The sequence below is a fragment of the Corynebacterium jeikeium genome (assembly GCA_003955985.1).
In the GTDB taxonomy this organism is placed as follows: Bacteria; Actinomycetota; Actinomycetes; order Mycobacteriales; family Mycobacteriaceae; genus Corynebacterium; species Corynebacterium jeikeium_D.
The window spans coordinates 51124-75617 of the sequence record CP033784.1; the positions used below are offsets into that span (position 1 = coordinate 51124).

Annotated in this window: 20 protein-coding genes and 2 tRNA genes; 12 read left to right on the forward strand and 10 right to left on the reverse strand. The window is 60.2% G+C overall.

The window, feature by feature from the left end; genetic code table 11:
• Positions 1-38: 38 nt before the first annotated feature.
• The gene (locus EGX79_00215) at positions 39-914 is read left to right on the forward strand and encodes an alpha/beta fold hydrolase (GenBank protein AYX80746.1); all 876 of its coding nucleotides are present in this window, start codon (positions 39-41) and stop codon (positions 912-914) included.
• Between the two features lie 47 nt (positions 915-961).
• On the forward strand, positions 962-2914 hold the full coding sequence (locus EGX79_00220) for a phospholipase C, phosphocholine-specific (GenBank protein ID AYX80747.1): 1953 nt from the start codon (positions 962-964) through the stop codon (positions 2912-2914).
• A 13-nt stretch (positions 2915-2927) separates the two neighbouring features.
• On the opposite strand, the gene EGX79_00225 is transcribed toward EGX79_00220, so the two are convergent.
• Both EGX79_00225 and EGX79_00230 read right to left on the reverse strand, forming a co-directional pair.
• A complete protein-coding gene (locus EGX79_00225) occupies positions 2928-3266 on the reverse strand; it encodes a hypothetical protein (protein ID AYX80748.1) in 339 nt (112 codons plus the stop codon).
• Entirely contained in the window at positions 3263-3490 is a 228-nt protein-coding gene (locus tag EGX79_00230; GenBank protein ID AYX80749.1) for a CopG family transcriptional regulator, read from the reverse strand. The genes EGX79_00225 and EGX79_00230 overlap by 4 nt, the downstream gene beginning before the upstream one ends.
• A gap of 181 nt (positions 3491-3671) precedes the next feature.
• Here EGX79_00230 and gyrA point away from each other — a divergent pair, with 181 nt between their 5' ends.
• From gyrA to EGX79_00270, 8 genes are all read left to right on the forward strand, one after another.
• A complete protein-coding gene (gene gyrA, locus EGX79_00235) occupies positions 3672-6275 on the forward strand; it encodes a DNA gyrase subunit A (GenBank protein AYX80750.1) in 2604 nt (867 codons plus the stop codon).
• Positions 6276-6279: 4 nt separating this feature from the next.
• Positions 6280-6612: a hypothetical protein gene (locus EGX79_00240; protein AYX80751.1), complete on the forward strand. Its 333-nt coding sequence runs from the start codon at positions 6280-6282 to the stop codon at positions 6610-6612.
• Between the two features lie 203 nt (positions 6613-6815).
• Positions 6816-6889, forward strand: a tRNA-Ile gene (locus EGX79_00245).
• 31 nt (positions 6890-6920) lie between these two features.
• Positions 6921-6996 (forward strand) — tRNA-Ala (locus EGX79_00250).
• Between the two features lie 159 nt (positions 6997-7155).
• Positions 7156-8532, forward strand: a complete 1377-nt coding sequence (locus EGX79_00255) for an IS30 family transposase (GenBank protein ID AYX80752.1) — start codon at positions 7156-7158, stop codon at positions 8530-8532.
• Positions 8533-8907: 375 nt separating this feature from the next.
• Positions 8908-10560 carry an ABC transporter ATP-binding protein gene (locus EGX79_00260; protein ID AYX80753.1) on the forward strand — a complete coding sequence of 551 codons (1653 nt, stop codon included), beginning with the start codon at positions 8908-8910 and terminating at the stop codon, positions 10558-10560.
• Positions 10557-11801 (forward strand): MFS transporter, encoded by a 1245-nt coding sequence (locus EGX79_00265; protein AYX80754.1) that lies wholly within the window; start codon positions 10557-10559, stop codon positions 11799-11801. Before EGX79_00260 ends, EGX79_00265 begins: the two co-directional genes overlap by 4 nt.
• Positions 11801-12784: an IS481 family transposase gene (locus EGX79_00270; protein ID AYX80755.1), complete on the forward strand. Its 984-nt coding sequence runs from the start codon at positions 11801-11803 to the stop codon at positions 12782-12784. Before EGX79_00265 ends, EGX79_00270 begins: the two co-directional genes overlap by 1 nt.
• 8 nt (positions 12785-12792) lie before the next feature.
• Here the strand turns inward: EGX79_00270 and EGX79_00275 are convergent, their stop codons facing one another.
• Positions 12793-13686: a hypothetical protein gene (locus EGX79_00275; GenBank protein AYX80756.1), complete on the reverse strand. Its 894-nt coding sequence runs from the start codon at positions 13684-13686 to the stop codon at positions 12793-12795.
• A 274-nt stretch (positions 13687-13960) separates the two neighbouring features.
• Here EGX79_00275 and EGX79_00280 point away from each other — a divergent pair, with 274 nt between their 5' ends.
• Positions 13961-14527, forward strand: coding sequence for a peptidylprolyl isomerase (locus EGX79_00280; GenBank protein ID AYX80757.1), 567 nt, complete (start codon positions 13961-13963; stop codon positions 14525-14527).
• Positions 14528-15222: 695 nt separating this feature from the next.
• On the opposite strand, the gene crgA is transcribed toward EGX79_00280, so the two are convergent.
• Entirely contained in the window at positions 15223-15492 is a 270-nt protein-coding gene (crgA, locus tag EGX79_00285) for a cell division protein CrgA (GenBank protein AYX80758.1), read from the reverse strand.
• Between the two features lie 135 nt (positions 15493-15627).
• Between crgA and EGX79_00290 the strand changes: the two genes are divergently transcribed.
• Positions 15628-16299: an aminodeoxychorismate/anthranilate synthase component II gene (locus EGX79_00290; GenBank protein AYX80759.1), complete on the forward strand. Its 672-nt coding sequence runs from the start codon at positions 15628-15630 to the stop codon at positions 16297-16299.
• Between the two features lie 3 nt (positions 16300-16302).
• On the opposite strand, the gene pknB is transcribed toward EGX79_00290, so the two are convergent.
• From pknB to EGX79_00320, 6 genes are read right to left on the reverse strand one after another with little or no spacing between them, the layout of a single operon-like run.
• Entirely contained in the window at positions 16303-18366 is a 2064-nt protein-coding gene (gene pknB, locus EGX79_00295; protein ID AYX80760.1) for a Stk1 family PASTA domain-containing Ser/Thr kinase, read from the reverse strand.
• 53 nt (positions 18367-18419) lie between these two features.
• Entirely contained in the window at positions 18420-19904 is a 1485-nt protein-coding gene (locus tag EGX79_00300; GenBank protein ID AYX80761.1) for a serine/threonine protein kinase, read from the reverse strand.
• A gap of 2 nt (positions 19905-19906) precedes the next feature.
• A complete protein-coding gene (locus tag EGX79_00305) occupies positions 19907-21343 on the reverse strand; it encodes a penicillin-binding protein 2 (GenBank protein AYX80762.1) in 1437 nt (478 codons plus the stop codon).
• The gene (locus EGX79_00310) at positions 21344-22705 is read right to left on the reverse strand and encodes an FtsW/RodA/SpoVE family cell cycle protein (GenBank protein ID AYX80763.1); all 1362 of its coding nucleotides are present in this window, start codon (positions 22703-22705) and stop codon (positions 21344-21346) included. It abuts the gene before it with no gap.
• Entirely contained in the window at positions 22702-24036 is a 1335-nt protein-coding gene (locus EGX79_00315) for a serine/threonine-protein phosphatase (GenBank protein ID AYX80764.1), read from the reverse strand. The genes EGX79_00310 and EGX79_00315 overlap by 4 nt, the downstream gene beginning before the upstream one ends.
• Positions 24033-24494 carry an FHA domain-containing protein gene (locus EGX79_00320; protein ID AYX80765.1) on the reverse strand — a complete coding sequence of 154 codons (462 nt, stop codon included), beginning with the start codon at positions 24492-24494 and terminating at the stop codon, positions 24033-24035. Before EGX79_00320 ends, EGX79_00315 begins: the two co-directional genes overlap by 4 nt.

Below are 24494 nucleotides of genomic sequence, written 5' to 3' on the forward strand. Positions count from 1 at the left end.
CCATTAATGTTTATGAAATGGAAGATACTCGGGGAAGCATGGTCAACGGGGAACCGCCAGTCGAGCCACGTATTGTGCAGGAGACATTGCCAGATGGCTCCGTGACCCCGATGGCGCTTCGGTTTCCCGAAGGTTCGCCTCGGGGCATTGTCGTTATTTGGCCGGGCTTTGGCATGGGTGCTCGCTACTACCGGCCGATTGCCCAAGAGTTACAGCGTCGAGGTTTTTGCGTCCTGACCTCGGAGTTGCGCGGCCAGGGTAACCAAACTGCGGTGGCCACCCGCCGTCACAATTGGGGCTACCAGGATCTCGCGTCGGTGGATTATCCCTTGGCGGTGGCTTGTGCTCGGAAGGAATTCGACCATCTGGCAGCAGGGGAGAAGCTTCCCGTTTATTTGCTGTGTCATTCCATGGGCGGCCAGATTGCTTCTCTGTATTTGGCCCGACCGGAAGCGGATGTGGCCGGCGTGGTGATGGTCGGATCCGGCACCCCGCACTATAGGTGTTTTACTGGCAACGAGTACAAGCGGCTTCGTTACGGTGCACCATTTATGCAGGTGGTATCCCAGATTTTGGGTTATTGGCCGGCAGGCAGGTTCGATGTGGCTGGTTACGGTCGGCAGGCTCGCAATCATGTGGTGGAGTGGGCGCGCTTCTCGCGCACGGGCTTTCTGCGACCACGGGGTGCAGACATCGACTATGCCGCTGAGATGCCGAAAGTAACTACCCCAGCGTTATTGCTGAACTGTGGCGGTGACCGTGATTGCCCAGCGGAATCTGCGCAAGCGCTAGCTCGGATGTTGCCTAAGTCTGCGAAGTACGAGTTCATTGAGCAGCGCCTTGGCCATAATCGGTGGGCGCGTGAGCCACAGGCTGTGGTTGACCGTTTCGAGCGATTTATCGAGGAGAATTAAGCGGCAGTTCGCCGGCTGGTAATCTGCGCTTCTTAACGTAGATGCCTATGGCAACTTCACCTAAAAATATATCTGAATTTTCCCGTCGGCACTTCCTGCAGACCGCCGCTGGAGTCGGTGCTGTCACCGCTGCGAGCACGCTGCTGCCGCCATCGTTGCTCCATGCACTCGCGCAGCCCCGACCGGCTGGCTCCCTCGACCAGGTTGAGCACGTTGTCGTGTTGATGCAGGAAAACCGCTCTTTTGATCACTACTTCGGCACGCTCCGAGGTGTGCGGGGGTACAACGACAATTCCGCTTTGCCGGGCGTTTTCAACCAGAGTGGGGTCAGTCCATACCTGATTCGCAACGCCGCTAATCGCGGTGATCTCTCGGTGGAGTACATTGCAAGTTTGCCGCACGGTTGGGAAGACGGGCAGGTTGCACTAAATGGCGGCCGCTGTAACGGCTGGATCGAGGCCAAGGGTAAGGGCACGATGGCCTGTTATGACCGCCAGGACATCGCGTTCCAATTCGCTCTCGCAGAGACGTTCACTATCTGCGATGGTTACTTTTCCTCGATGCCTACGTCGACAAGCCCGAACCGCAACTACCTGTTTTCAGGTGATACCCGAAGGGAACCGTGGGGGACTGGAGCGGTTGGCAATGCGGCGTACGAGCCGACGCACCCGGGGTACAGGTGGCGCACGTATGCCGAGGATCTCTCGGCGGCTGGGGTGCCATGGCGCGTTTACCAGGAGTGGGATAACTACACGGACAACAACCTGGATTTCTTCGCCGCGTTTCGAAATATTGGCCGCAAGGTCATTCGTGAGGCCGGGCTGCCTGGGCTCGACATGACGGGTTTCCACGAGAAGCTGCTGGAACTGGGCGATGGGATGCCGCCAACTGCAGAGCAGCAGGAGATGGTCGACCGCCTGAATGCCGCTGTGGAGAAGCTGCCTGAGGCGGAACGGGATCTCTATGATCGCGCGCTGGACCGCCGCCAGCCGGGCACGCTAACCGACGCTTTCCGACGGGATGTTGAATCCGGGCAGCTGCCAAAGGTGTCCTGGATTGTGCCTTCGTCTGCGGAAAGCGAGCACCCGGGAGCGTCCTCGCCGATTCAGTCGGCGAATATCACTTACCGCCTGTTGGATGCGTTGGCCTCCAACCCGGAGGTGTGGGCCAAGACCGTCTTCCTGATTAACTTTGACGAGTTTGATGGTTACTTCGACCATGTGGTGCCGCCGTTGCCGCCGAAGAATGAGCCGGGGGAGTGGTACCTGGGCAAGCCGAAGGGGCTCGGTTTCCGCGTCCCGATGACTGTCATTTCACCGTGGTCGGTGGGTGGTTTGGTGTCCTCAGAGGTCTTCGATCACACTTCGGTGATCCGTTTCCTGGAGCAAGTCACCGGCGTGAGCTGCGGAAATATCACTGATTGGCGTCGTCGGGTATGTGGTGATTTGGTATCCACACTGGACTTCTCGGCGTCTACGGGAATGCAGCTTCCAGAGCAGCCGGGACCAGCGCCGGAGTTTGTGAAGCGCTGGGAGGCGGAGCCGGCCGGTGACTATCCTGTGCAGGAGTCCGAGCAGGCGACCGCGCTGCCGACACCGTACCGGCTGCACGCCTACCTCAAAGACGGCAATCTTGTACTGGTCAATGACGGTTCCCGTGAGGCTGTTTTTGCTGTTTACAGTGGCAATAGGGTGGAGCATCACACGGTGCTCGGTACGTTAGAGCTGCGAATTGGACTCCTGGAGCGCGAACTTACCGTGTGCGGCCCGGACCGCTTCCTGCGTGTATTCAGCAAGACGGCGAAGGCGTTGCCGGAAGTCACTTTGGAGCACGCGGCGGGACGTGTTCTGGTTGGCGGGCAAGACCGGACGGCTGATTATGTCCGTGATGGCTGGTACGAGGTCGAGCTGACTGAAGGTGAGGCCACGGCGTATTACACGGGCCGGCTGGAGTCCGGCAATCGCATTCCGACGAGCCCGTTTACCCGAAAGGGTGACTAGGCCCTGTCCCCGGCTAAGTGCCACCTTTGACTAGCTCCCACGTCTCTGCGAATGACAGCTCTTCGCCGTTGGTGGTGAGGAGTATGTGTGCAAGTAGTGCGCCCAGTGCGGTGTTGCCAAAACTTAGTGGTTTCACGTGAAACGTTGCGTAAGCGACCGCCTGCGCTGCCGCAGAAATCGCGGGAAAGCTACGGTGACCAGCAATGACTCCTGAGCTGGCGGCGACAATAGCGCTGATTGTCCACGGCCTCGCAAGTGTAGCGTCGGCCAATTCCGGCACTGTGGCCACCAGTTCATCGGTAGCCGCCAGGATAGCGGCCTCGCTGAGAGGCTGAATCTGGGGCGCGCTCATTCTTGTACTCCGCGGGGCCTTGGGGAGCTCAACTTTCGCAGCAGCGCCATGTCGGTATCAATTACGCTTGCCGTAATTTCCCGGGCCTGACCTTGTTGAAGGGCTCTCGTGGCGGCGGATTCGATGGCGCGAATGACGGCCTCGTGTTTAGACACGCCCTCCATGTGCGCCAGCAGAGCCAAGGCGGTGTCCTGTTCTTTCGTGAGCCTCAAGGTCATCGCCATCGCATTTGCTCCCTGCTATCTAACTGCGCTTCTTAACTGCGCTAGTTTGTTTCTCGCTATCAGGCCTAAAACCCAGATTTGATACCACAATGGTATCGAAAAGTTGCACACGGCGTCGTAAAGCGGGCTCTAAAGCCCTGTAGAATGGATGCGAACCTCTTTTAAGTAAAGGAAGCAGTCATTGAGCGACGATAACAACAACGACGGCTCATCTTTCGGAAGTGGAGTATTGGGCCACCAGGTTCGCCCGATCGACATCAATGAAGAGATGCAGTCGAGCTATATCGACTACGCCATGAGCGTGATTGTTGGCCGTGCGCTGCCGGAGATCCGTGATGGTCTCAAGCCGGTGCACCGCCGCATTCTCTACGCCATGTTCGACAACGGCTACCGCCCGGAGCGCGGCTATGTGAAGTCCGCAAAGCCGGTTTCGGACACGATGGGTAACTACCACCCGCACGGCGACATCGCTATTTACGGCACCATGGTGCGCATGGCGCAGCCGTGGTCCATGCGCTATCCGCTTGTCGACGGTCAGGGTAACTTCGGCTCCCGCGGTGACGACGGCCCCGCAGCTATGCGTTACACCGAGGCCCGTCTGACGCCGTTGGCCATGGAAATGGTGCGCGACATTCGCGAAAACACCGTCGATTTCCAGCCGAACTACGACGGTCGTACGACAGAGCCGGTTATTCTGCCGTCGCGTGTCCCGCAGCTGTTGATGAACGGCTCTGGCGGTATTGCCGTCGGTATGGCCACCAATATCCCACCGCACAACCTGCGTGAGGTCGCGGATGCCATCAACTGGTGCCTGGACAACCCGGAAGCGGATGAAAAGACCACGCTGGATGCGGTCATGGAGCGCATCAAGGGCCCGGATTTCCCAACTGCCGCCCAAATTGTCGGCGACAAGGGCATCAAGGAGGCCTACACCACCGGCCGTGGTTCGATTCGCATGCGCGGTGTGACCTCGATTGAGCAGGAGGGCACCCGTCAGTCGATTGTCATCACTGAGCTGCCGTACCAGGTCAACCCGGACCGCATGATTGCCAACATCGCGGATCAGGTCAAGGATGGTCGTCTGCAGGGCATTGCCTCGATTGATGATGAATCCGACCTGAAGTGGGGCATGCGTATCGTCGTCAAGCTCAAGCGCGACGCCGTACCGCGTGTGGTGCTGAACAACCTGTACAAGCACTCCCAGCTGCAGACCAGATTCGGTGCGAACATGCTCGCCATCGTCGACGGTGTGCCGCGTACGCTGCGCATTGACCAGATGGTGACGCTGTATGTCGCCCACCAGATTGAGGTCATCGTTCGACGGACCCAGTTCCGCCTGGACGAGAAGGAAAAGCGCGCCCATATCCTGCGTGGCCTGGTCAAGGCCCTGGATATGTTGGACGAGGTCATCGCCCTGATTCGCCGGTCTGCCACGGTTGATACCGCGCGCACGGGCCTGATGGGTCTGCTCGAAATCGACGAGATTCAGGCTGACGCCATTTTGGCGATGCAGCTGCGTCGTCTGGCTGCTCTGGAGCGCCAGAAGATCATTGACGAGTTGGCTGAGATCGAGCTCGAGATCGCCGACCTGAAGGACATCCTGGCCAAGCCGGAGCGTCAGCGCGCCATCGTTAAGGAAGAGCTGGGCGAGGTAGTGGAGAAGTACGGCGATGACCGTCGTACCCAGATTGTGGCCGCTGAGGGCGACGTCACCGAAGAGGACCTCATCGCCCGCGAAAACGTGGTTGTGACCATTACTTCCACGGGCTACGCCAAGCGCACCAAGGTCGATGCCTACAAGGCCCAGCGCCGTGGTGGCAAGGGCGTGCGCGGTGCGGACCTGAAGCAGGACGACATTGTCCGCCACTTCTTCGTCTGCTCCACGCACGACTGGATTCTGTTCTTCACCAACAAGGGTCGCGTCTACCGTCTCAAGGCTTACGAACTGCCGGAGGCCACTCGTGCCGCCCGCGGCCAGCATGTCGCCAATCTGCTGGAGTTCCAGCCGGAGGAGCGCATCGCCGAGGTGCTGCAGATTCAGAGCTACCAGGACAGCCCGTACCTGGTGCTGGCCACCAGCGAGGGCAAGGTCAAGAAGTCTCGCCTGGAGGACTACGAGTCCGCTCGTTCCGCTGGCCTGATTGCCATCAACCTGCGCGAAGGCGACTCCCTCATCGGTGCCCGTCTGTGCTCTGCTGACGATGACCTGCTGCTCGTCTCCGAGCGCGGCCAGGCTATCCGCTTCACCGCCTCCGACGACGCGCTGCGCCCGATGGGCCGCGCCACTGCCGGTGTCCAGGGCATGCGCTTCAAGGGCGACGACAAGCTGCTCAGCATGGTCGTGGTCGAGGAAGAGCACAACCTGCTGGTCGCAACGACCGGCGGCTTCGGCAAGAAGACCAAGCTCAGCGAGTACACCCCGCAGAACCGCGGCGGTATGGGCGTGCTGACGCTCAAGTACGACCCGAAGCGTGGTCCGCTGATGGGCGCCCTGGTGGTCGACAACGACGACGAAATCTTCGCTGTCACCTCCGCCGGCGACATCATCCGCACCAACGTCAACGAGATTCGCGCCACCTCGCGTGCCACCAAGGGCGTGCGCCTGGTCAACCTCGCTGACGGTGTGGAACTGCTGGCTATCGACCGCAACGTCGAAGATGAGGGCGAGGAGACCGCTTCTAAGGTCTCTGAGGCCGGAACGCTGGACGTAGTCCCGAAGCGCACCGGCGCCACCAAGAGCACCGGTGCTGCCGAGTCCGGTGACTCGGAGGCGGAGAAGGAGTAAGCGCATGGCCGAAACTAACTTGGTAGTCGACAAGGTGAGCCCCTGGTCCGCCATGCGCATTACGGCGGCCACTGGTTTCATTTGCTTCCTCGTCTGGCTTGCCGCGGTTGGCCTGCTCTACCTCTTGCTCTCCGGGATGGGATTGCTCGCTCCGATTAGTGAAATGGTCGGCGGGGAGGATTCCATCAGCGCGGGTCTCGTCCTTGGCCTGGCGGCCGCTGTAGGAGCGCTGTGGTGGGTGCTGTCGATTGGGCTCATGGCTCTCGGCGCGGTCATCTACAACGCTTGCGGCGGTCTCGTCGGAGGTCTCAAAATTTCGCTTGCCGACGACGACTAGGCTGCCTAGCCTCCCGCTGGCCCCGGTGTCACCCCCGTTCGGTGGCTCCGGGGTCGCGTTGGTTCAGAGGTGTTTTCAGTGATCTGGTTATGGAGTAGCCGTAATGACTACTTAATGACTACTTTTTAACTCAATATTTAGGCCTCTGACCAGGCGATTTGTGAAGTGTCATGGTTACGGGTTAAGTTATATCTCGTTCCACGGGGCCTATAGCTCAGGCGGTTAGAGCACTTCGCTGATAACGAAGGGGTCGGAGGTTCAAGTCCTCCTAGGCCCACTGCCGAACAAGGTATAATTGCTCGGTGTACGGGGCTTTAGCTCAATTGGTAGAGCACCTGCTTTGCAAGCAGGAGGTCAGGGGTTCGATTCCCCTAAGCTCCACAAGGAACAAAATCCCCCGGTCGTAAGGCCGGGGGATTTTTGCGTTTTGGGGATGTAGAAGGGGAGGGGGCAAGAACGCCGAGTTACTGACTGCGTTTATGACAAAAATGGCGTGGTAGGTTCAGGCGGTGAATGCATCACCACTTTCGACCAGGAGAAGTAGTGAAGCAAACCCGCCGAACGAAATACAGTGCCATCAAACCGATTGCGCTTCAACACATCGCCAACGGGGCATCAGCAAGCGCAGTTGGACGTGAGTTAGGGATACCCTCACCAACAGTCAGGCGGTGGGCGCGACAAGCCGGAATTGAGATCCAGCACCAATCGCACTGCCCGAAGGTCTCGATGATGCATAAGCATCGCGTGATCTACGAGATGCTTATGGCCGGCTCATATAGTGTTGCCGAGATTGCCGCGCAGGCTGGGGTGTGCACAACCACGGTGTACAACCGGCGGGCTAGTTTAACCACTATGAATACCCGCAGTCGGATAACACCTGGTGATGTATCTCGTGTTGGCGCTGGTCGGCGGCTAGGGCTGGCGGAACGCTTACTTATTGCCGATTGCCTGCGGGCAGGTCATTCGCACCGGCGTATCGCCCAGATGGTCTGTCGTAGTCAATCCACTATCAGTCGTGAAATCGCACGCAACAGCGTCGATGGTATCTACGATGCCTATCACGCTGATCAGGCCAGCCGCGGGCGTCTTGCTCGTCCAAAGCCGCGCAAACTCGATGACAATCGATTTTTGCGCGCCCAGGTTGTCAATCTGCTCAACCGTGGCGCCTCGCCGCGTCAGGCCAGTGGCAGGTTGGCTGCACTGTGGGGTGATAATACGTCCATGACTATTAGCCACGAGTCGATTTACCAGGCCCTTTACGTACAAGGGGCAGGCAGCTTGCGCAAAGAACTTGTGTTTGAAAAGTCCTGCCGGACTACCCGGCCAGGGCGTAAACCCCGCTCGCTTCTCGCGGGGGTGCCCAAGCCACGTGGAAAACGCTGGACTCATGATGCCAATATTTCACTTCGCCCAGCCGAAGCCAATGATCGTGCGGTACCCGGTCATTGGGAAGGCGATTTGATTATTGGCGCAGATGGCACCAGTGCTTTAGCGACGTTGGTGGAGCGCCGCAGCAGGTTTGTGCTGCTCGGCAGACTCGGCACTGACCATACTGCCGCCAGTGTCAATGAGGTGATGGTACGGATGATTCGTCGGCTCAAAGAGTCGATGGACACCACGATTTCGACGTTGACCTGGGATCAGGGAGTGGAGTTTGCCAAACACACGGAGTTTTCTGTCGCGGAGAATATCCAGGTGTTTTTCGCCGATCCGCATTCGCCGTGGCAGCGAGGTAGCAATGAGCGGATGAATCGGGATATCCGGTTTTATTTCCCCAAAGGCACCAACTTTACCGATGTCACCGACCAAGAGGTCGCCGAGGCGGAAGCATTGCTGAATAACCGGCCGCGGGTAGTGCTCGACGGGTTAACTCCCCGGGAGGTAATCTCTGGTGTTATCCATGATGCAATGACCGCCTGACCCTACCGCGTGAAAAATGGCTTGAAACTGTCATAAACTTGCACAGTTTCACATTTGCAGCCCGTCTTTCTGAAGTTGTCAGGTTTGCTGCTTAACCAAAAACGCCCGACCGCCTGCGCATCAACTGCACAGAACAATCGGGCGTGAAAAGGCTTTTGGCTATCTAGCTGTACTGACCGGGGACGTTAGTTGACTTGCGTGGCATCGCCCGGGCTCTGTATCCTCGGCCGCATGTACTCAGGCATCGCCTCGATGAAGCTGCGTTCCGTCCGCTGACGGCGGCGGGACCCCTTATGACCTCTCGTCTGCCGTCCTGGCCATCTGCCGGGCGGCCGCTTCGTGGTGCCCGGCTCCATGACGAGCTGAAAGTACGCAATGCCAACCACAGAACCTTTACGATCATGTGCCTGGATCGGGACATCCCAAGGGCCCGCTGCACACATCCGCGCTGAATCACTCCACCTGACACTCGGCGACAGGCCGCTGCTGAGTGGGACTGACGTCACCGTCTCCACCGGGTCGCGACTGGCGATCGTCGGCGACAACGGCCGGGGCAAGACCACCTTGCTCCATATACTGGCGGGGATCTTGAAACCCGACTCGGGAGTGGTGACCCGGGTGGGTTCCCTCGTCCTGGTCAAGCAGGACATGGCCACCGAGGGCGATCGCACGGTCGGTGACCTCATTGCCGAGGCGACCGCCCCATCCAGGGCCGCTCTGCAGGCCCTCGACGTGGCTACCGCGGCGCTGGCCGCGGGCGATGACGCGGCCGACGCTTATTCCGCCGCACTCGAGGCGGCCACGCGGCTGGACGCCTGGGATGCAGACCGCCGTGTTGACATCGCCCTGGCGGGCCTGAACGCCTGTAGCGACCGCGATCGGGTCCTGTCGACCTTGTCGGTCGGCCAGCGGTACCGGGTACGGCTGGCGGTCGCCCTCGGATCGACCCCTGACCTGTTGCTGCTGGACGAGCCCACCAACCACCTGGACGCTGCAGGGCTGTCCTTCCTGACTGAGCGCCTGCGGGACCACCCCGGTGGCCTGGCCTTAGTCAGCCACGACCGCGCCCTGCTGCGCGACGTGGCGACCAGCTTCCTGGACCTCGACCCGACCCGCGATGGCCTTCCGCGCACCTACGCGGGCGGTTACGAGGGCTGGATCGAAGGGCGGCAACGAGAACGGGCCGCCTGGGAGCAAGACCATGCCGCCCAGGTCGCCCGGCATCAGGAACTGACCCGCGCCGCCGCCGACGCACGCTCCCGCCTGTCCCAGGGTGGATGGAGACCTGAAAAGGGCACAGGCAAGCACCAACGTGCCACACGCGCTGCTGGAGTGGTCCAAGCCTTCAACCGACGTATCGAAGACCTGAAAAGTCATGAAATCGGCGTCCCGGCGCCGCCACTGCGTCTTGCGTGGCCCGCCTCGGCAACCCGTGCCGGACAGAGCATCATGAACGCCACCCAGGTTACTGTGAAGGGCCGATTGGACGCTCCGGTTTCGGTCGACGTGAACGGCGGTGACCGGTTGGTGGTCACCGGACCGAACGGCGCGGGAAAATCCACCCTGTTGGCACTTCTCGCAGGGCGGCTGGCCCCCACCACGGGACATGTGCGAGTTAATCCGAGAGCGCGCATCGCTCTGCTGTCCCAAGAGGTCCCCGACTGGGACCGCTCCAGCCCCGCACACGAGGTCTATGAGGCCTACCTGGCGAAGCTAGGCCGTCGAGCTCAGGCGCCGTCCCTCGGCTCGCTCGGGCTGCTCGAAGCCTCCGCAACCGGCACGCCGGTGGGGCGCTTGTCGCAAGGACAGCAACGCCGTCTCCACCTGGCCATGTGTCTGGCCCAGGATCCAGACCTGCTGCTCCTGGACGAGCCCACCAACCATCTGTCATCGAGCCTCGTCGACGACATCACCACCGAGCTGCTGCAGACCTCCTGCGCGGTGATCGTTGCCACGCATGACCGTCAGATGCTCCACGACCTGGCCGACTGGCCCCACCTGAACCTTGACCTGAAGGACATGCCATGAACCCGCTTCACCCCTTGACCATCCCCACGTACCGTCAGCTGTTCGCAGCGATGGTGCTGACCATCTTCGCCCAGGGTGCCTGGGCCCTCTACCTTGCCATGCAGACCCTCGACCTGGGCGCCACGCCAGCCGCCCTGTCGGGTGTCGTAGTCTGGAGCGGCATTGGCCTGCTTGCAGGATCCCTCCCAGCTGGCGTAATCGCAGACCGGTTCCCCAATAAGTCCGTCATCGTGAGCGTGCTCACCCTGAACCTCACCATCGCGACCGCGACGTCCACGGCAGCAATCCTCGACATTGTCACCTTCTGGATGCTCGCGGTCTCCGCGTTCATCATTGGCACTTCAACCGCATTCTTCTTCCCCGCCTACACGGCGCTGGTGCCAGTCCTGGTGGACGGCGACGACTTAATGGCCGTCAACGGCCTCGAAGGCGCCGCCCGCCCGTTGGTCGGACAGGCAATTGCGCCCGCCGCCGTCGGAGCGGTCATCGGTGCCAGCATGCCCGCCGCGGGCGGGTACCTCATCGCCGGCGCGCTCGGACTCGCCCTGATCGCCGCCCTGCGGCTTCCTGCCCCTTGCTCAGCCGAGACCGACGCCGAAGCTCCGGCCACCTCTGCGCTGCGGGACCTGCTCGACGGGTTCGGCTACGTCGCCCGCACGCGCTGGGTTCGCTCCAGCGTGCTGTTGGCGGCCGCCATGGGCCTGGCCGTGACCGGTCCGCTGGAAGTTCTCCTGCCCGCGGTCATACGCTCGACCCATGACAACGGTCCGGCTGTGTACGGAGTCGTCCTCGGAGTTCTGGGCGTCGGCGGCCTGGTGGGTTCCCTCGTCGCCGGCTCATGGCCCACCCCCTCACACTTCCTGCCCGTAATGGTCGGCGCATGGGTACTCGGCTGCCTTCCACTGGCCATCCCCGCACTCACCAACAATCCGTGGATCATCAGCGCCGGACTGGCGGTCTACGGTGCGTCGATCGGAGTCGGGATGGTCATCTGGGGCACGGTCCTGCAGGAACACGTACCGCTGGAGATGCTCGGCCGAGTCGCCAGCCTCGACTTCTTCATCTCCATCGCCTTCATGCCACTGTCCATCGCACTCACCGGACTCCTCAGCCGACACATCGCCGCTGCCAGCTTGTTCATCGCCGCCGGACTCGTGCCGCTCGCCACGACGATCCTCCTTGCAGTCCTGGGGCAACTCCGAACGCCGCGGACGACGCCCGTCGCAGCAGGTGAGGAGTGATGCACGCCAACGCCACCCTGACACCTCGCCACCGGCTCAAGGTGGCCCAGCTCGTCGTCGACGACGGTTGGCCCATCAGCGAAGTCGCCGCCCGCTTCCAGGTCTCCTGGCCGACCGTGAAGAGGTGGGTCGACCGCTATCGCGCCGGCGAGTCGATGCAGGATCGCTCGTCCCGGCCGAAGACCTCACCGAACAAGACGGACAAGGCGACGACGAAGCGGTGCGTCAGCCTGCGGATACGGCTGCGTGAGGGCCCCGTGCAGCTCGCCGCCCGACTCGGCATCGCGCCCTCGACCGTCCACCGCATCTTGGCCGGTGCCCGACTGAACCGGCTCTCCTACATGGACCGCGAGACTGGCGAACCGATCCGCCGGTACGAACACCCCCACCCCGGCTCCCTGGTCCACGTGGACGTGAAGAAGCTCGGGAACATCCCCGACGGCGGCGGCTGGCGCTACGTCGGCCGCCGCCAGGGCGACCACAACCGAACGGCGACACCGGGTAAGCCGAAGAGCAAGTGGCACAACCCCAGGCTCGGGTACGCGTTCGTGCACACCGTCATTGACGACCACTCCCGCGTCGCGTACACCGAGGTCCACGACGACGAGACCGCCGTCACCGCGGTCGGGGTCCTGCATCGGGCTGTGGCGTGGTTTGCCGATCGCGGCGTCGCCGTGGAGCGGGTGCTGTCCGACAACGGTGGCGCCTATCGCTCGCACCTGTGGCGGGACACCTGCGAGGCCCTCTCGATCACCCCGAAGCGGACGCGTCCGTACCGGCCGCAGACCAACGGCAAGGTAGAGCGCTTCCACCGGACCATGGCCGACGGGTGGGCCTACGCCCGCTGCTACACCAGCGAGCAAGAACGACGCGACGCCCTGCCGGATTGGCTGCACCAGTACAACCAGCACCGCCCGCACACGGCCTGCGACAACCAGCCGCCGTTCTCACGATTGATCAACGTCCCCGAGCAGTACATCTAGCCGCCTATTTACTTCTTGCGAGCCTGACCCGGCTTCGGAGCCGGCTTGGACGGCTTGGAAGAGATCTTCTTAGCGTCGTCAGCGTTCTTCTTCTCGGTCTTGACCTCGTCGACCTTGATTTGAGCCTGCTTGGAAGCCTCTGCGGCCTTCTCCTCAGTGGTCTCCTTGGCCTCAGCAGCCTTGTCCTTGGCCTCGTCGGCCTTGTCGGCTGCCTTGCCCTTTACCTCTTCAGCCTTTTCCTTAGCCTCGGAAGCCTTCTCTTCAACGGTCTCCTTGACCTCTGCGGCCTTCTCTTCGACCTTGTGCTTAACTTCCTGGGCCTTCTGCTGGTACGGAGCTGGGTCAACCGGGAGCTTGTCGTCCTTGCGCAGCTTCCAAACAATGACACCGACGATTGCTGCAACAACAGCGAAGACCAGGGAAGCGGTTGCGATGCGACCGTTCTTGGCGCGCTGCTCTTCCTTACCGGTTACCTTGTCGATAGCCTTCTGGGTACGCACCTCGAGGTCCTTGCGAGCCTTCTTGGCCTTCTTTTCAGCCTTCTTAGCCTCGCAGCGAGCCTTGCAACGGGTCTTCTTGCCCTTGCGCTTAGCGTCCTTCTCGGCCTGCTTCGCAGCCTTCTTAGCCTGCTTCTTGGTCTCCTTGGACTTCGTCTCAACCTTGCCGGTCAGTTCTTCGGCCTGCTCAGCGAGCTGATCGCGGGCGTCGGAAACCTTTTCCTTAACGTCTTCCGCCCAATTGGTTGCTGCGTCCTTTGCTGCCTCGTTCTGTGCAGCTGCCACCTTCTTAGCCTCCTGCATCGTGTCGTAGAGCTCTGCAGCCTTCTTGTCCCGGTAATCCGAGTAGCTGTCGTAAGCGGACTTCAGTCCCTTGACAGCCAGCGAGATTGCGTTGGGGTTCATGACTCTCCTTTATTAGTGCGTCGCCAACAGGCATCGCCTTTAATTCTCAATCAATGATTAATACTGCTGCGGCGCCAGTGCCTCTGAGACCAAGATGCTTCTAAGTCCAAGAGCTAGGGCCCAGATAGGCCTAGCGCCGAAATATTTGCAGCAGGCTCACATTCCAGCTTAGGCACTATTTGGCCTCCATGGGGGTCAACGAAGAACTCTTTTCCTTATCTTGAGAAACGTTTTCGCTGGTTTCTGCCACGGAGAAACTCACCAGTAGGAGCAATTGGCCACCAAGGTCGGTATCCTAAGGAATGTGACTATTAAGACTGCTACTGCAACTGTGCACACCAACCATGGCGATATCGTGATTGACCTGTTCGGCAACCACGCGCCGAATACCGTCGACAACTTCATCGGCCTGGCAGAAGGCACCAAGGAGTACAAGGGGCAGAACGCCTCTGGCACCGAGTCCGGCCCGTTCTACGATGAGGCCATCTTCCACCGCATCATCGCTGGATTCATGATTCAGGGTGGTGACCCGCTGGGCACCGGCACCGGCGGCCCGGGCTACATGTTCGACGATGAGATCCACCCGGAGCTCCAGTTCGATCGTCCGTACCTGCTCGCTATGGCAAACGCCGGCAAGCGCGGCGGTCGTGGCACCAACGGTTCCCAGTTCTTCATCACCGTTGTTCCGACCCCGCACCTCAATGGCGCTCACACCATCTTCGGTGAGGTCGCTGATGACGCCTCGAAGAAGGTTGTCGACGAGATCGCTCGTGTGGCTACGGATCACTGGGATCGCCCGCTGGAGCCGGTCGTGATTACCTCCATCGACATCGAGAAGTAATCCGCTAGCTTCTACGCTCTTTAACCCGTCCGGTTGTTCCGGGCGGGTTTTTTCATGCCCATTTTCGCTTTACGACGGCCCGTAACTTCAATGTTGTGTTTAGGGGTAGTGGGGGTAGTAGCACATCGTGTTAATTCTCCACATGTCCACAGCCCTGTGGACAAAATACTCCACTGTTCACCTAGGTGAACACGGGCCAAGAAGCACGTTACGGGTCCCAATTTTCACAAATTACAACAATTCACAGTTGTCCACAGACTTGTGCACATGTGTGGATAATTCCATTCTTGTAATTTACGAACCAGCGTTCGAAAGTGGTCGAACTCCGCAGAATATTGGAGTTACGCATAACTTGACTTGCAACTATGTTACTTGTTCACAGAGTTATCCACAGGCTGTGGATACTGTGGACACAGGGGATAGAACCAAAGTTGTCATGCTTTACGGTTTCTGTCACGTAACCCGTGAGAAATTTGGGACGAAATCTCTCCACAGTTATCCACAAATTACATGATTGTTACACAGGTTTCTGTGGATAACTTTTTTGCGTGATCAGTAGGAGGGAAATCCTCATTCGCCGAAAAACGTGTGGGAAACGGGGGTATTGACGGGGGTGAATTGACCTGGGTTTTTAGGCATGAAAAAGGCGCATCCAATAATGGATGCGCCTGAGGAGTGCGGTGTATTAGAGCTGACTAACGCCAACCCATAGTCATCAGCAGACCAACAATGAAAAGACCAAAGCCGATGACGTAGTTCCATGCGTTCAAAGTCACCATGAACGGAATATGCGGACCCGCGATGTAGTTGACCAGCAGCCAGCCCAAACCAATCAGCATGAACCCGAACATCAGCACCTTGTACCACACCGGTGTCTGAGTGCTATTGATTTTGACCGGGGTACGGCTGACAGAGGAGCCACCGGATTGTGGTGAATTAGTGCTTTCAATCTTTGCCTTAGGCATAGCGCTTTAAACTCCTTAGGTTGTGGTCAGCAGGTTGCGATCAGCGCGGTATCTACACTCCCGCGGTATATGCATAATTGTAAACTTTGCATCCGAACTTACCAGTGAAGTTCGCAGGCAGTAGAATTCCCAGTTATGCAGATTCTCGTCGTCGATAACTATGACAGCTTCGTATTCAATCTGGTCCAGTACATAGGCCAGCTCGGCGAAACGGTTACTGTCTGGCGCAATGATGATGCGCGTCTCCGCGATGTTGACGACGTCGTAAAGCAATTTGATGCAATCCTACTGTCGCCCGGTCCCGGTGAGCCGTCCAATGCGGGATGGACAGAGGACATTATTCGCGCGGTGAGCAGGCAGGACGAGCCGACACCGGTGTTGGGTGTGTGCTTGGGTCACCAGGCGATTGGTGAGGTCTTTGGTGCGCAGGTCGTGCGTGCCGACGAGCTGTTGCACGGCAAGACCTCCCCGGTCACTCATGACGGCACGGGTGTTCTGGCCGATGTGCCCAGTCCTTTTATTGCCACGCGCTACCACTCGTTGACGGTGGATCCGAAGACGTTGCCGGAGGAACTCATTGCCACGGCATTCACCGATTCGGGCATGCTGATGGCGATGCGCCACCGCGACCTGCCGATTCACGGCGTGCAGTACCACCCGGAGTCGGTACTCACCCAGTACGGGCACCGCATGCTGGTCAATTGGCTGCGACTGGCCGGCGGCGAGTACACCGAGGAACTCCTGGCGGAGTTGGAAGAGCAGCAGGCGGTGTACCAGCGCGCCTTCTCAGACGTGCTGGCACACTAGCCGCTAGTTAGGCAGCAGATCCGGCAGCCTTATGGGAGGTTCCGGAGCAGGCCGTTCCTCTGAAGAGCTCTCCGGGGCGACCCCCAGCCGGTAGACGCGTAGGGTGACCTCGCCGTCCTTGTTGAGCTTGGATCCGGCCGACGGGTTGGCTTTCTCCACGTGGTCGACCTTGGACAGATCCAGCGTGGTGACTTCCTCGGTGCGGATAGTTCCCTCGAAGCCGGCATCGGTGAGTGCCTTCTCCGCATCGCGGAGAGTCTGGCCCTCAACTCGTGGCATCTTAATTTGGTTGCCGCGCGAAACGTGCAGCTCGACAGTCGTTCCGACGGTGAGCTCCGTGCCCTTCTGGGGAACCTCAACAACGGTTCCCTGTTCCTCAGTGGAGTCAACCTCCACCACCTCGACAACGAAACCAGCGGACTCGAGGGTCGTGCGGGCGGAATCCAACCTCTGACCAGTGACATCCGGAACAGTCTTGGTCTCGATACCGGAGGAGACAGTCAAAGTTACACGGGTTCCCTTCGACACCTGAGAACCGGCAGCTGGAGACTGCTCGATGACATTGCCGCGCGGAACGTCCTCACTCGGTTCCTCTTGCAGCTTCGGATTGACGACAAGCCCCGCCTCCTCGAGTAGGCGGCGAGCTTCCTCGGCCTGTTTGTCGCGTACATCCGGCACATTGGTCAACTCTGGGCCCGAAGATACGCGCAGCTTGATACGAGATCCCTGCGGCAACCCCGATCCGACGCCCGGTTCGGTGGCAATCACCGTGTCTCGGGGCACATCTGGGTTCGGCTCGTCGACGCGGTTGACCACGAAACCAGCCTGCTCGAGAACCTGCGTCGCCTCATTGACATTTAGGCCCTCGACCTGCGGAATGGCAACGGTCTCGACCTCGGTGGACGAGTTGAAAAGCTGGTAGGCGCCGTAGCCGACACCGCCAAGAGCGACCAGCGCAGCAGCCGCCAGTGCGACAGTCTTTCCTGCGCCACCCTTCTTTTTCTCAGGCTCGTCAGTGTTAGCGATCTGAGCAGGGGCTTCCGGCTGGGCAGCTGCTTCTTTCGGTTCCGGAGCCGGAGCCGGAGCAGGGACAGCGGCCGGAGTTGCCTGCTGTGCAGGGGTCACCCGGGTCTCAGCATCCGATGGAGCTGCCGGAAGGAATTCGGTGGTCTTCGCGTCGTCGTCATGCGCGCCGTGGTGCGCCAGCGCCAACGGATCCTCGCCGCGTGCAAGACGACGCAAATCCTGGGCGAAGTCCTCTGCGGAGTCGTAGCGCTCCATCGGGTCCTTGGCCATCGCGGTCAACAACACCGCGTCGAGGGCCTGAGCCGTGTTCGGGTCGGTGTTGAGCTTCCCCGAAGGTCGCGGCGGCTGGTCCTGAACGTGCTGGTAAGCGACAGAAAGAGGGGTTTCACCGGTGAATGGCGGGGCGCCCGTGACGGCCTCGAAAAGTACGCAGCCGACAGCGTAAATATCGGAACGGGCATCGGCGGTCTTACCGCGCGCCTGCTCCGGCGAGAGGTATTGCGCGGTACCCAGCACCGCCGCAGTCTGCGTCATCGTGGTGGAATCACCGAGCGCGCGAGCGATGCCGAAGTCCATCACCTTCACCTTGCCGGTGTTGGTCAGCATGATGTTCGCTGGCTTGATGTCACGGTGAATAATGCCCGCATGGTGGGATGCCGTCAGCGCATCACACACCGATGCCATGATCGATGCGGCCTTCTTCGGGTCGAGCCGCCCCTCACGACGAACAAGATCACGCAGGGTCTCGCCCTGAATCAGCTCCATGACAATGAAAGGCACGCGCCCCATCGGGCTATCCGTCTCGCCGGTGTCGTACACCGACACGATCGACGGGTGATTCAGCAGCGCTGAGTTTTTCGCTTCACGACGGAACCTTGCGAGGAAGTTCTCATCCCTGGCAAGGTCGGCCCTCATCATCTTGACCGCGACAGAGCGACCGAGAACAGTATCTTCAGCGCGGTAGACATCGGACATGCCGCCAACGCCAATGAGCTCGCCGAGCCGATAACGGCCGGAGAGGAGATCGTCATTGCCAGACATTGTTCGTCAGTCCCTTCGGAAGGATTTCCACCAAAACATCTTGTACCTGAATATTACTGTGCATCTGGAGTCCCCAAGGTATTACCGGAGTCATTTCCCAAGGGCAATTGAATACCGGGTAGACCACCGCCACTGGAGTCGTCGCCACTGTTGTCGCCACTGTCGTTGCCCGAATCCTGAGTCGGTTCGGACGTATCCGGAGCGGTCTCGCTGGTGTCCTGCTCAGTGGAGCTGTCAGAGGCACCGTCATTGTTGCCGCCGTAGTTTTCCCCAGAGTTGCCGCCGTCGTTATTTCCCCAGTTACCGGAATTGTCTCCCGACCAACCGTAACCAGAACCGTCGTTGGGGTCGGTGTTTTCCTCTGGGGTTTGCTGCTGTGACTGGTTCGGAATGTACTGCTCCAAGTTCGGAATGGTTGGCAGTGAACCGGTAGTCGACAGCGAATAGACGACTGCGATAGCACCGGCCAGCAACACTATCAGCACCAACAGCACAATGCTGCCGCAGCCACAACCGCAGCCACTGCGCTTCTTTGCCGGCTTACGCTGTCGGGCGGGTTGCTGCGGTGGTCGCTGCGGTTGCTGCGGTGGCTGCGACACCGGCATGGGCGGTCGCGTCATGGCACCGAGTTCGGTGGTCGCCGGGTTGGCAGCGTTGGATTGACGGTGCACCGTTGGGGTCACACCACGCGGCTGCGGTGGGCGGTGCCCCGCGCGCACTCGCAAAACAGCCTGTGCCAGCTCACGGCCATCGGCATAGCGACGCTGCGGATCCTTGCGCAGCATAATGCCGATAAGTTCGCGGATATGCGGATTGACCGTCGGCGCCAACGCAGGCGGAGCCTCGTTGATGTGTGCCACGGCAACCGCGACGGTGGAGTCGCCCTGGAAGGGCCGGGCGCCGGCCACCATTTCGTAGGCGACACAGCCAAGCGAGTAGATGTCAGTCGCCGGACTCACCTGTTTGCCCTGCGCCTGCTCCGGTGAGACATACTGCGCGGTACCGACGACCATGCCGGTACGCGTCAGAGGCACCGCTTCAGCGGCTTTGGCAATGCCAAAGTCGGTAATCTTCACGGTGCCCTCCGGCGTCACCAGGAGGTTGCCCGGCTTAATGTCGCGGTGGACAAGGTTCGCAGCGTGAATTGCCGACAGGCCGTGTGCAGTCTGCTCCAGCACGTCGAGCATCAGGTGCTCTGGCAGGGTGCGACGTCGCTGCAGCACCTGCGACAGAGATTCGCCACGGATGTACTCCATGACGATGTAACACGCGCCGTGGCTGCCGATGTCGCCTTCCTCGTAGGTGACAATCTTCACCACGTTTGGGCTGTTGACGCTGCGCGCAGCGGCGGCTTCGTTCTGGAAACGCTGCCGGAACTCGTAGTTGTCCGAGTACTCCTGGTTCAGAAGTTTGATTGCAACCAGTTCGCCGCTGGTGGCGTCGTCGGCAAGCCAGACGGTGGACATGCCGCCACGGCCGAGCAGACGGCGAACGTGATATCGGTCGCCAACGATGTCTTGAACTTGGTGGGCATCCATGCTTATCGACCCGCCTGTTCGACCGCGTCAATGAGTGCACGGCCAATCGGGGCAGCAACGGAGGCGCCGGTAGCGCCCTGGCCCTGGCCGCCACCGTTTTCCACGACGACAGCCACGGCGACATCGGAGTCCGGCGCGAAGGCGATGTACCAGACGTGCGGTGCGTACTCGCCGCGGACAGCACCGTGTTCCGCGGTACCGGTCTTGGAGGCAATACGCGAACCGTTACCGCCCGAGTGCGACTCGGAGCCGCGCATCAGCTCAGTTACGGTCTCCGCGACCTCCGGCGAAATCGCCTCGCCGGCTTCAATCGGCTTAAAGGACTTGATTTCGGAGAGGTCGGCACCGCGCACCGATTTGATGATCTGGGGTTCCATGCGCACGCCGCCGTTGGCAATCGTGGCGGCGATGATGGCGTTGTCCAGCGGCGTGAAGGACACGTCGCGCTGACCAATGGAGGTCTGACCCAGCGAGGACTGATCCGGAATATCACCGACAGCGGAGGGCTGAATCGGCAGGCCCGCGTCATCGTGGGTCTCACCGATGCCGAATCGCTTAGCGACGTCCTTGAGCGCATCGGCCCCGTACTGCATACCGAGCTCAGCGAATGCCGTATTACAGGACTGCGCGAAAGCCTGGCGGAGAGTTGTAGTAGCCCCACCACAGGTCGAGCCACCGTAGTTCTCCAACGTAGTGGTGGTATCCGGCAGCGTAATCTGCGGTGCGCCAGTGACTGAGGTGTCCGGGGAAGCGCCTTGCTCCAGTGCCGTGACCGTGGTCAACACCTTGAAAGTGGAACCCGGCGGCAGCGGACGCTGAGTGGCGTGGTTGAGCAGCGGTGCGCCCTCATTGTTATTGAGGGACTGCCAGGTACTCTCGTCGCCGGCAGCGATGTCATTCGGGTTGAACGACGGTGTGGAGGCCATCGCGAGAATTTCACCCGTCGATGGGCGAATGGCGACGGCGGAGCCGACGTAGCCGCGTTCAGCGAGTTGTTGGTACGCAGTCCGCTGAGCGTTCGGCAACAGCGTCAGCTCCGTGGAGGCCCCAGAAGGTTCCTTGCCCGTGACCATGTCGAGGGCGCGGGAGGTAAACAGCGAAGGGTCGCTGCCGTTCAAGATCTCGTTCTGAGAGCGTTCGATACCGGCGGAGCCGTAGATGTCCGACAGGTATCCGACCACCGCGGCATATGCCTCCGGGTCGGTGTCGTAGCTGCGGTCATAGAAGCCGCTCTCGCCCTTGACCGAGTGGGCCAGAATGTCGCCGTCAGTGGTGATTTGGCCGCGAGGTTTGGACTTTTCCTCCAGGAACTGGCGGCTATTCAGCGGATTGTGGGCGTACTTATCCTGCTGGAAGCCCTGGATGTAGGTCAGGTTCGCCAGTAGAAGAACGAAGAGTCCGAGAACGACAACAAAGATTTGGCGAATGGTTTTATTCATCTACTGGTTCACCTCCTGAGATGCGGTGGCATTGTCGTTGAGGCCCGAAGGGTTGCTTGGAATACCCCAGGGGCGGTTGGCCTCGTCAGAGACGCGCAACACGATGGCCAACATGATGTAGCTGGCCAGCAGTGAGGAACCACCGGCTGACATGAACGGAGTAGTCAGACCGGTCAGCGGCATCAGCTTGGAAACACCGGCTGCAACCACGAACAGCTGAATGGCCATCGAGAATGCGACACCGGCCGCCAGCAGCTTGCCAAAGGAATCACGTACCGCCAAGCTCGCCGAAATACCGCGGGAAATCAGAATCGCGAACAGCAGGATGATGGCACTCAGGCCGGTAAAACCGAGCTCCTCACCAAAGGCCGAGAGGATGAAGTCAGAGTGTGCCACCGGAATGTTCTGTGGGTAGCCCTGGCCCAGACCGGTGCCACCGATGCCACCCCAGCTCATGCCGAACAGACCCTGGGAGAGCTGGTAGCCGCCCTCGTCGTAGGAGCCCAACGGATCCAGGAAATGCGTGACTCGCGCCTGAATCTTGTCCGAAACCATGTAGACACCGACAACGCCGACGGTCACCAGCACCATGCCGATGATCAGCCAGGAACCGCGACCGGTGGCAGCGTAGAGCATTGCCAGCACAGTGCCGAAGAGCACCAGCGCCGGGCCAAAGTCATTCTGCAGAGCCATGATGACGGTAGCGATGCCCCAGATCAGCAGAATCGGACCCAGGTCGCGAACACGCGGGAAATCAATGCCCAGGAAACGCTTGCCCGCCACATTGAACAGCGAGCGCTTATTCACCAGCAGCTGAGCAAAGAAGATCAGCAGCATGACCTTGGCAAACTCACCCGGCTGCATGGAGAACGGGCCGATGGAAATCCAGATGCGGGCATCAGCATTAATCGACGACGGCCACACCAGCGGTAGCGCCAACAGAATCAAGCCGCCGAGACCCAGCAGATACGAGTACTGCGACAGCGAGTGGTGGTTGCGCAGCAGGACAATCACGCCGATAAACAGTGCGACACTGAGTACGGTCCACATGATCTGGTTGCGCACCAACGAGGTGTCATTGGCCAGGTCGAGGCGGTGAATCATCACCAGCCCCAAGGCGTTGAGCGTGGCCGCAACCGGCAGCATCACCTGATCGGCGTTGGGTGCCACAAAGGTCAGCGCGATATGCGCCACTGCAAAGATCACAAAGAATCCGCCAATGATGTAAAAGACATCTGCGGTCAGAGAGTTGCCCTGAGCCAGTTCCAGTGAAATTAGTGCCAAAAGCAACAATCCTGCCGACAGCAGCAGCAGGAGCATTTCCTTCATCCGAAGCTGTCGCTTCGTGGTAGTTTCACTCATTTTCGCACCTGCCTACAGTTGACTCCTGGCTTCGAGCCCAGCTTTTCATCCTTCTTGTCATCGTCGGAAACGGACAGACATACCGGCAGTGCCGACTCCGCCAAACGGCCAATCTGGTCGCTGACACCGTCGTAGGAATCAGCCGGCAGACCTTCCAGCGAATTGCGTGCCGCCGGTGAGAGATCTTCCGGCGTCATGATGTGGCAGTCGACCTTCTCCTTCGGCGTCCCAGCCGGAGGAAGCTGAACTTTATTGTCATCGGTCAAACAGATGAACTGATGTGGCTCTTGCAGATCGAAGCCCAGCAAACTGCCGGGCACGCCGTGCATCAGCTGCACCTGCCCGTCGACCACCGCGAGATGGTACATCGACTCCTTCTTCTGCCAGCCCCAAATACCAAGGCCGACCAACCCGGCCACCAGCACCAGCACCACAGAAATAACTAGCCACTTGCCCTTGGAAGCTTTCTTCTCCGGCGCCGAAGTCACTGCAATTTCCTGCGACTTCCGCGGGCGGAGTGCCGCCGCGCGTCCCGCTGACGTATTGGGGCGGGGGAGTTCCTCCTCCGCACTCTGCAGGGCACCGGCCAGGGCGGGCTCGTAAGGCGTGCGTGCCGACGAATCGACAACATCGGCAACCACCACGGTGATGTTATCCGGACCACCGGACTTCAACGCGTAGTCAATGAGCTTGGTAGCGGCCTCGTCCGGAGTGCCCTCCGAGAGCACGTCTTTGATGGTGTCCGCGGACACTGGATCGGATAGACCATCCGAGCACAGCAGGTAGCGATCGCCCTCGTGAACATCGCGATAAGACAAAGTAGGCTCCACCGGGCGACCGGTGAGAGCCTTCAAAATCAGTGAGCGCTGAGGGTGAATTGCCGCTTCTTCTTCGGTGAGATTGCCCTCATCCACCAGGGACTGCACATAGGTGTCATCCCGGGTAATGCGGATGAGCTCCCCGTCGCGCAGCAGATAGCCACGCGAGTCACCGACATGGCACATGCCCAGGCGGGTACCGTCGAAAAGCAGAGCAGTCAGCGTAGTGCCCATGCCTTGCGTAGAGGGGTTCTGCTCAATTTCATCCGCGATGGAGTTATTGCCCTCCATGCAGGCGCTGCGCAGGGACTCGAGCAAATCGGGGCCGGGCTGATCATTGTCCAGCCGAGAGACGGCCGCAATCATCAGCTGAGATGCGATTTCTCCGGCGGCGTGGCCACCCATGCCGTCGGCAAGCGCGAGCAGACGCGAACCCGCATAGGCGGAGTCCTCGTTGTTCTGTCGGATGAGGCCGCGGTCAGAGCGGGCCGTGTAATTCAGAGCAAGACTCATGGTTGCAACCTCAAAGTTGTACGGCCAATACGAAATTCCATACCCGAAGCCAGGCGTTCCGGCTGTTCCACGCGCTGGCCATTGAGGAATGTGCCATTGCGGGAGTCCAGGTCTTCCAGGTACCAGATGCCGTCGCGGTTGATGACGCGAGCGTGCTGGCCCGAGGCGAAGTCATCGTTGAGGACGAAGGCATTCGACTCTGAACGGCCAATAGTGATGTCGCGTTGGTTGTTTAGGTTCATGCGCGAACCCGCCAGCGGCCCGGAGGTGACAAGGAGCTGATGTGGAGTCTGCGAGCGCTGGAAACGCTTGGCCGGAGCACTGCTGGCCTGCCGAAGTGGGCGCAGCGGAGCCGAGCCTGTTGTTTCTGTACGCAGGGTGCGAAGCGTCATCCAAATGAAAAACCACAGGACGACCAGCACGCCGATGCGCGAAAGCAGAAAAACGATAGCTTCCAC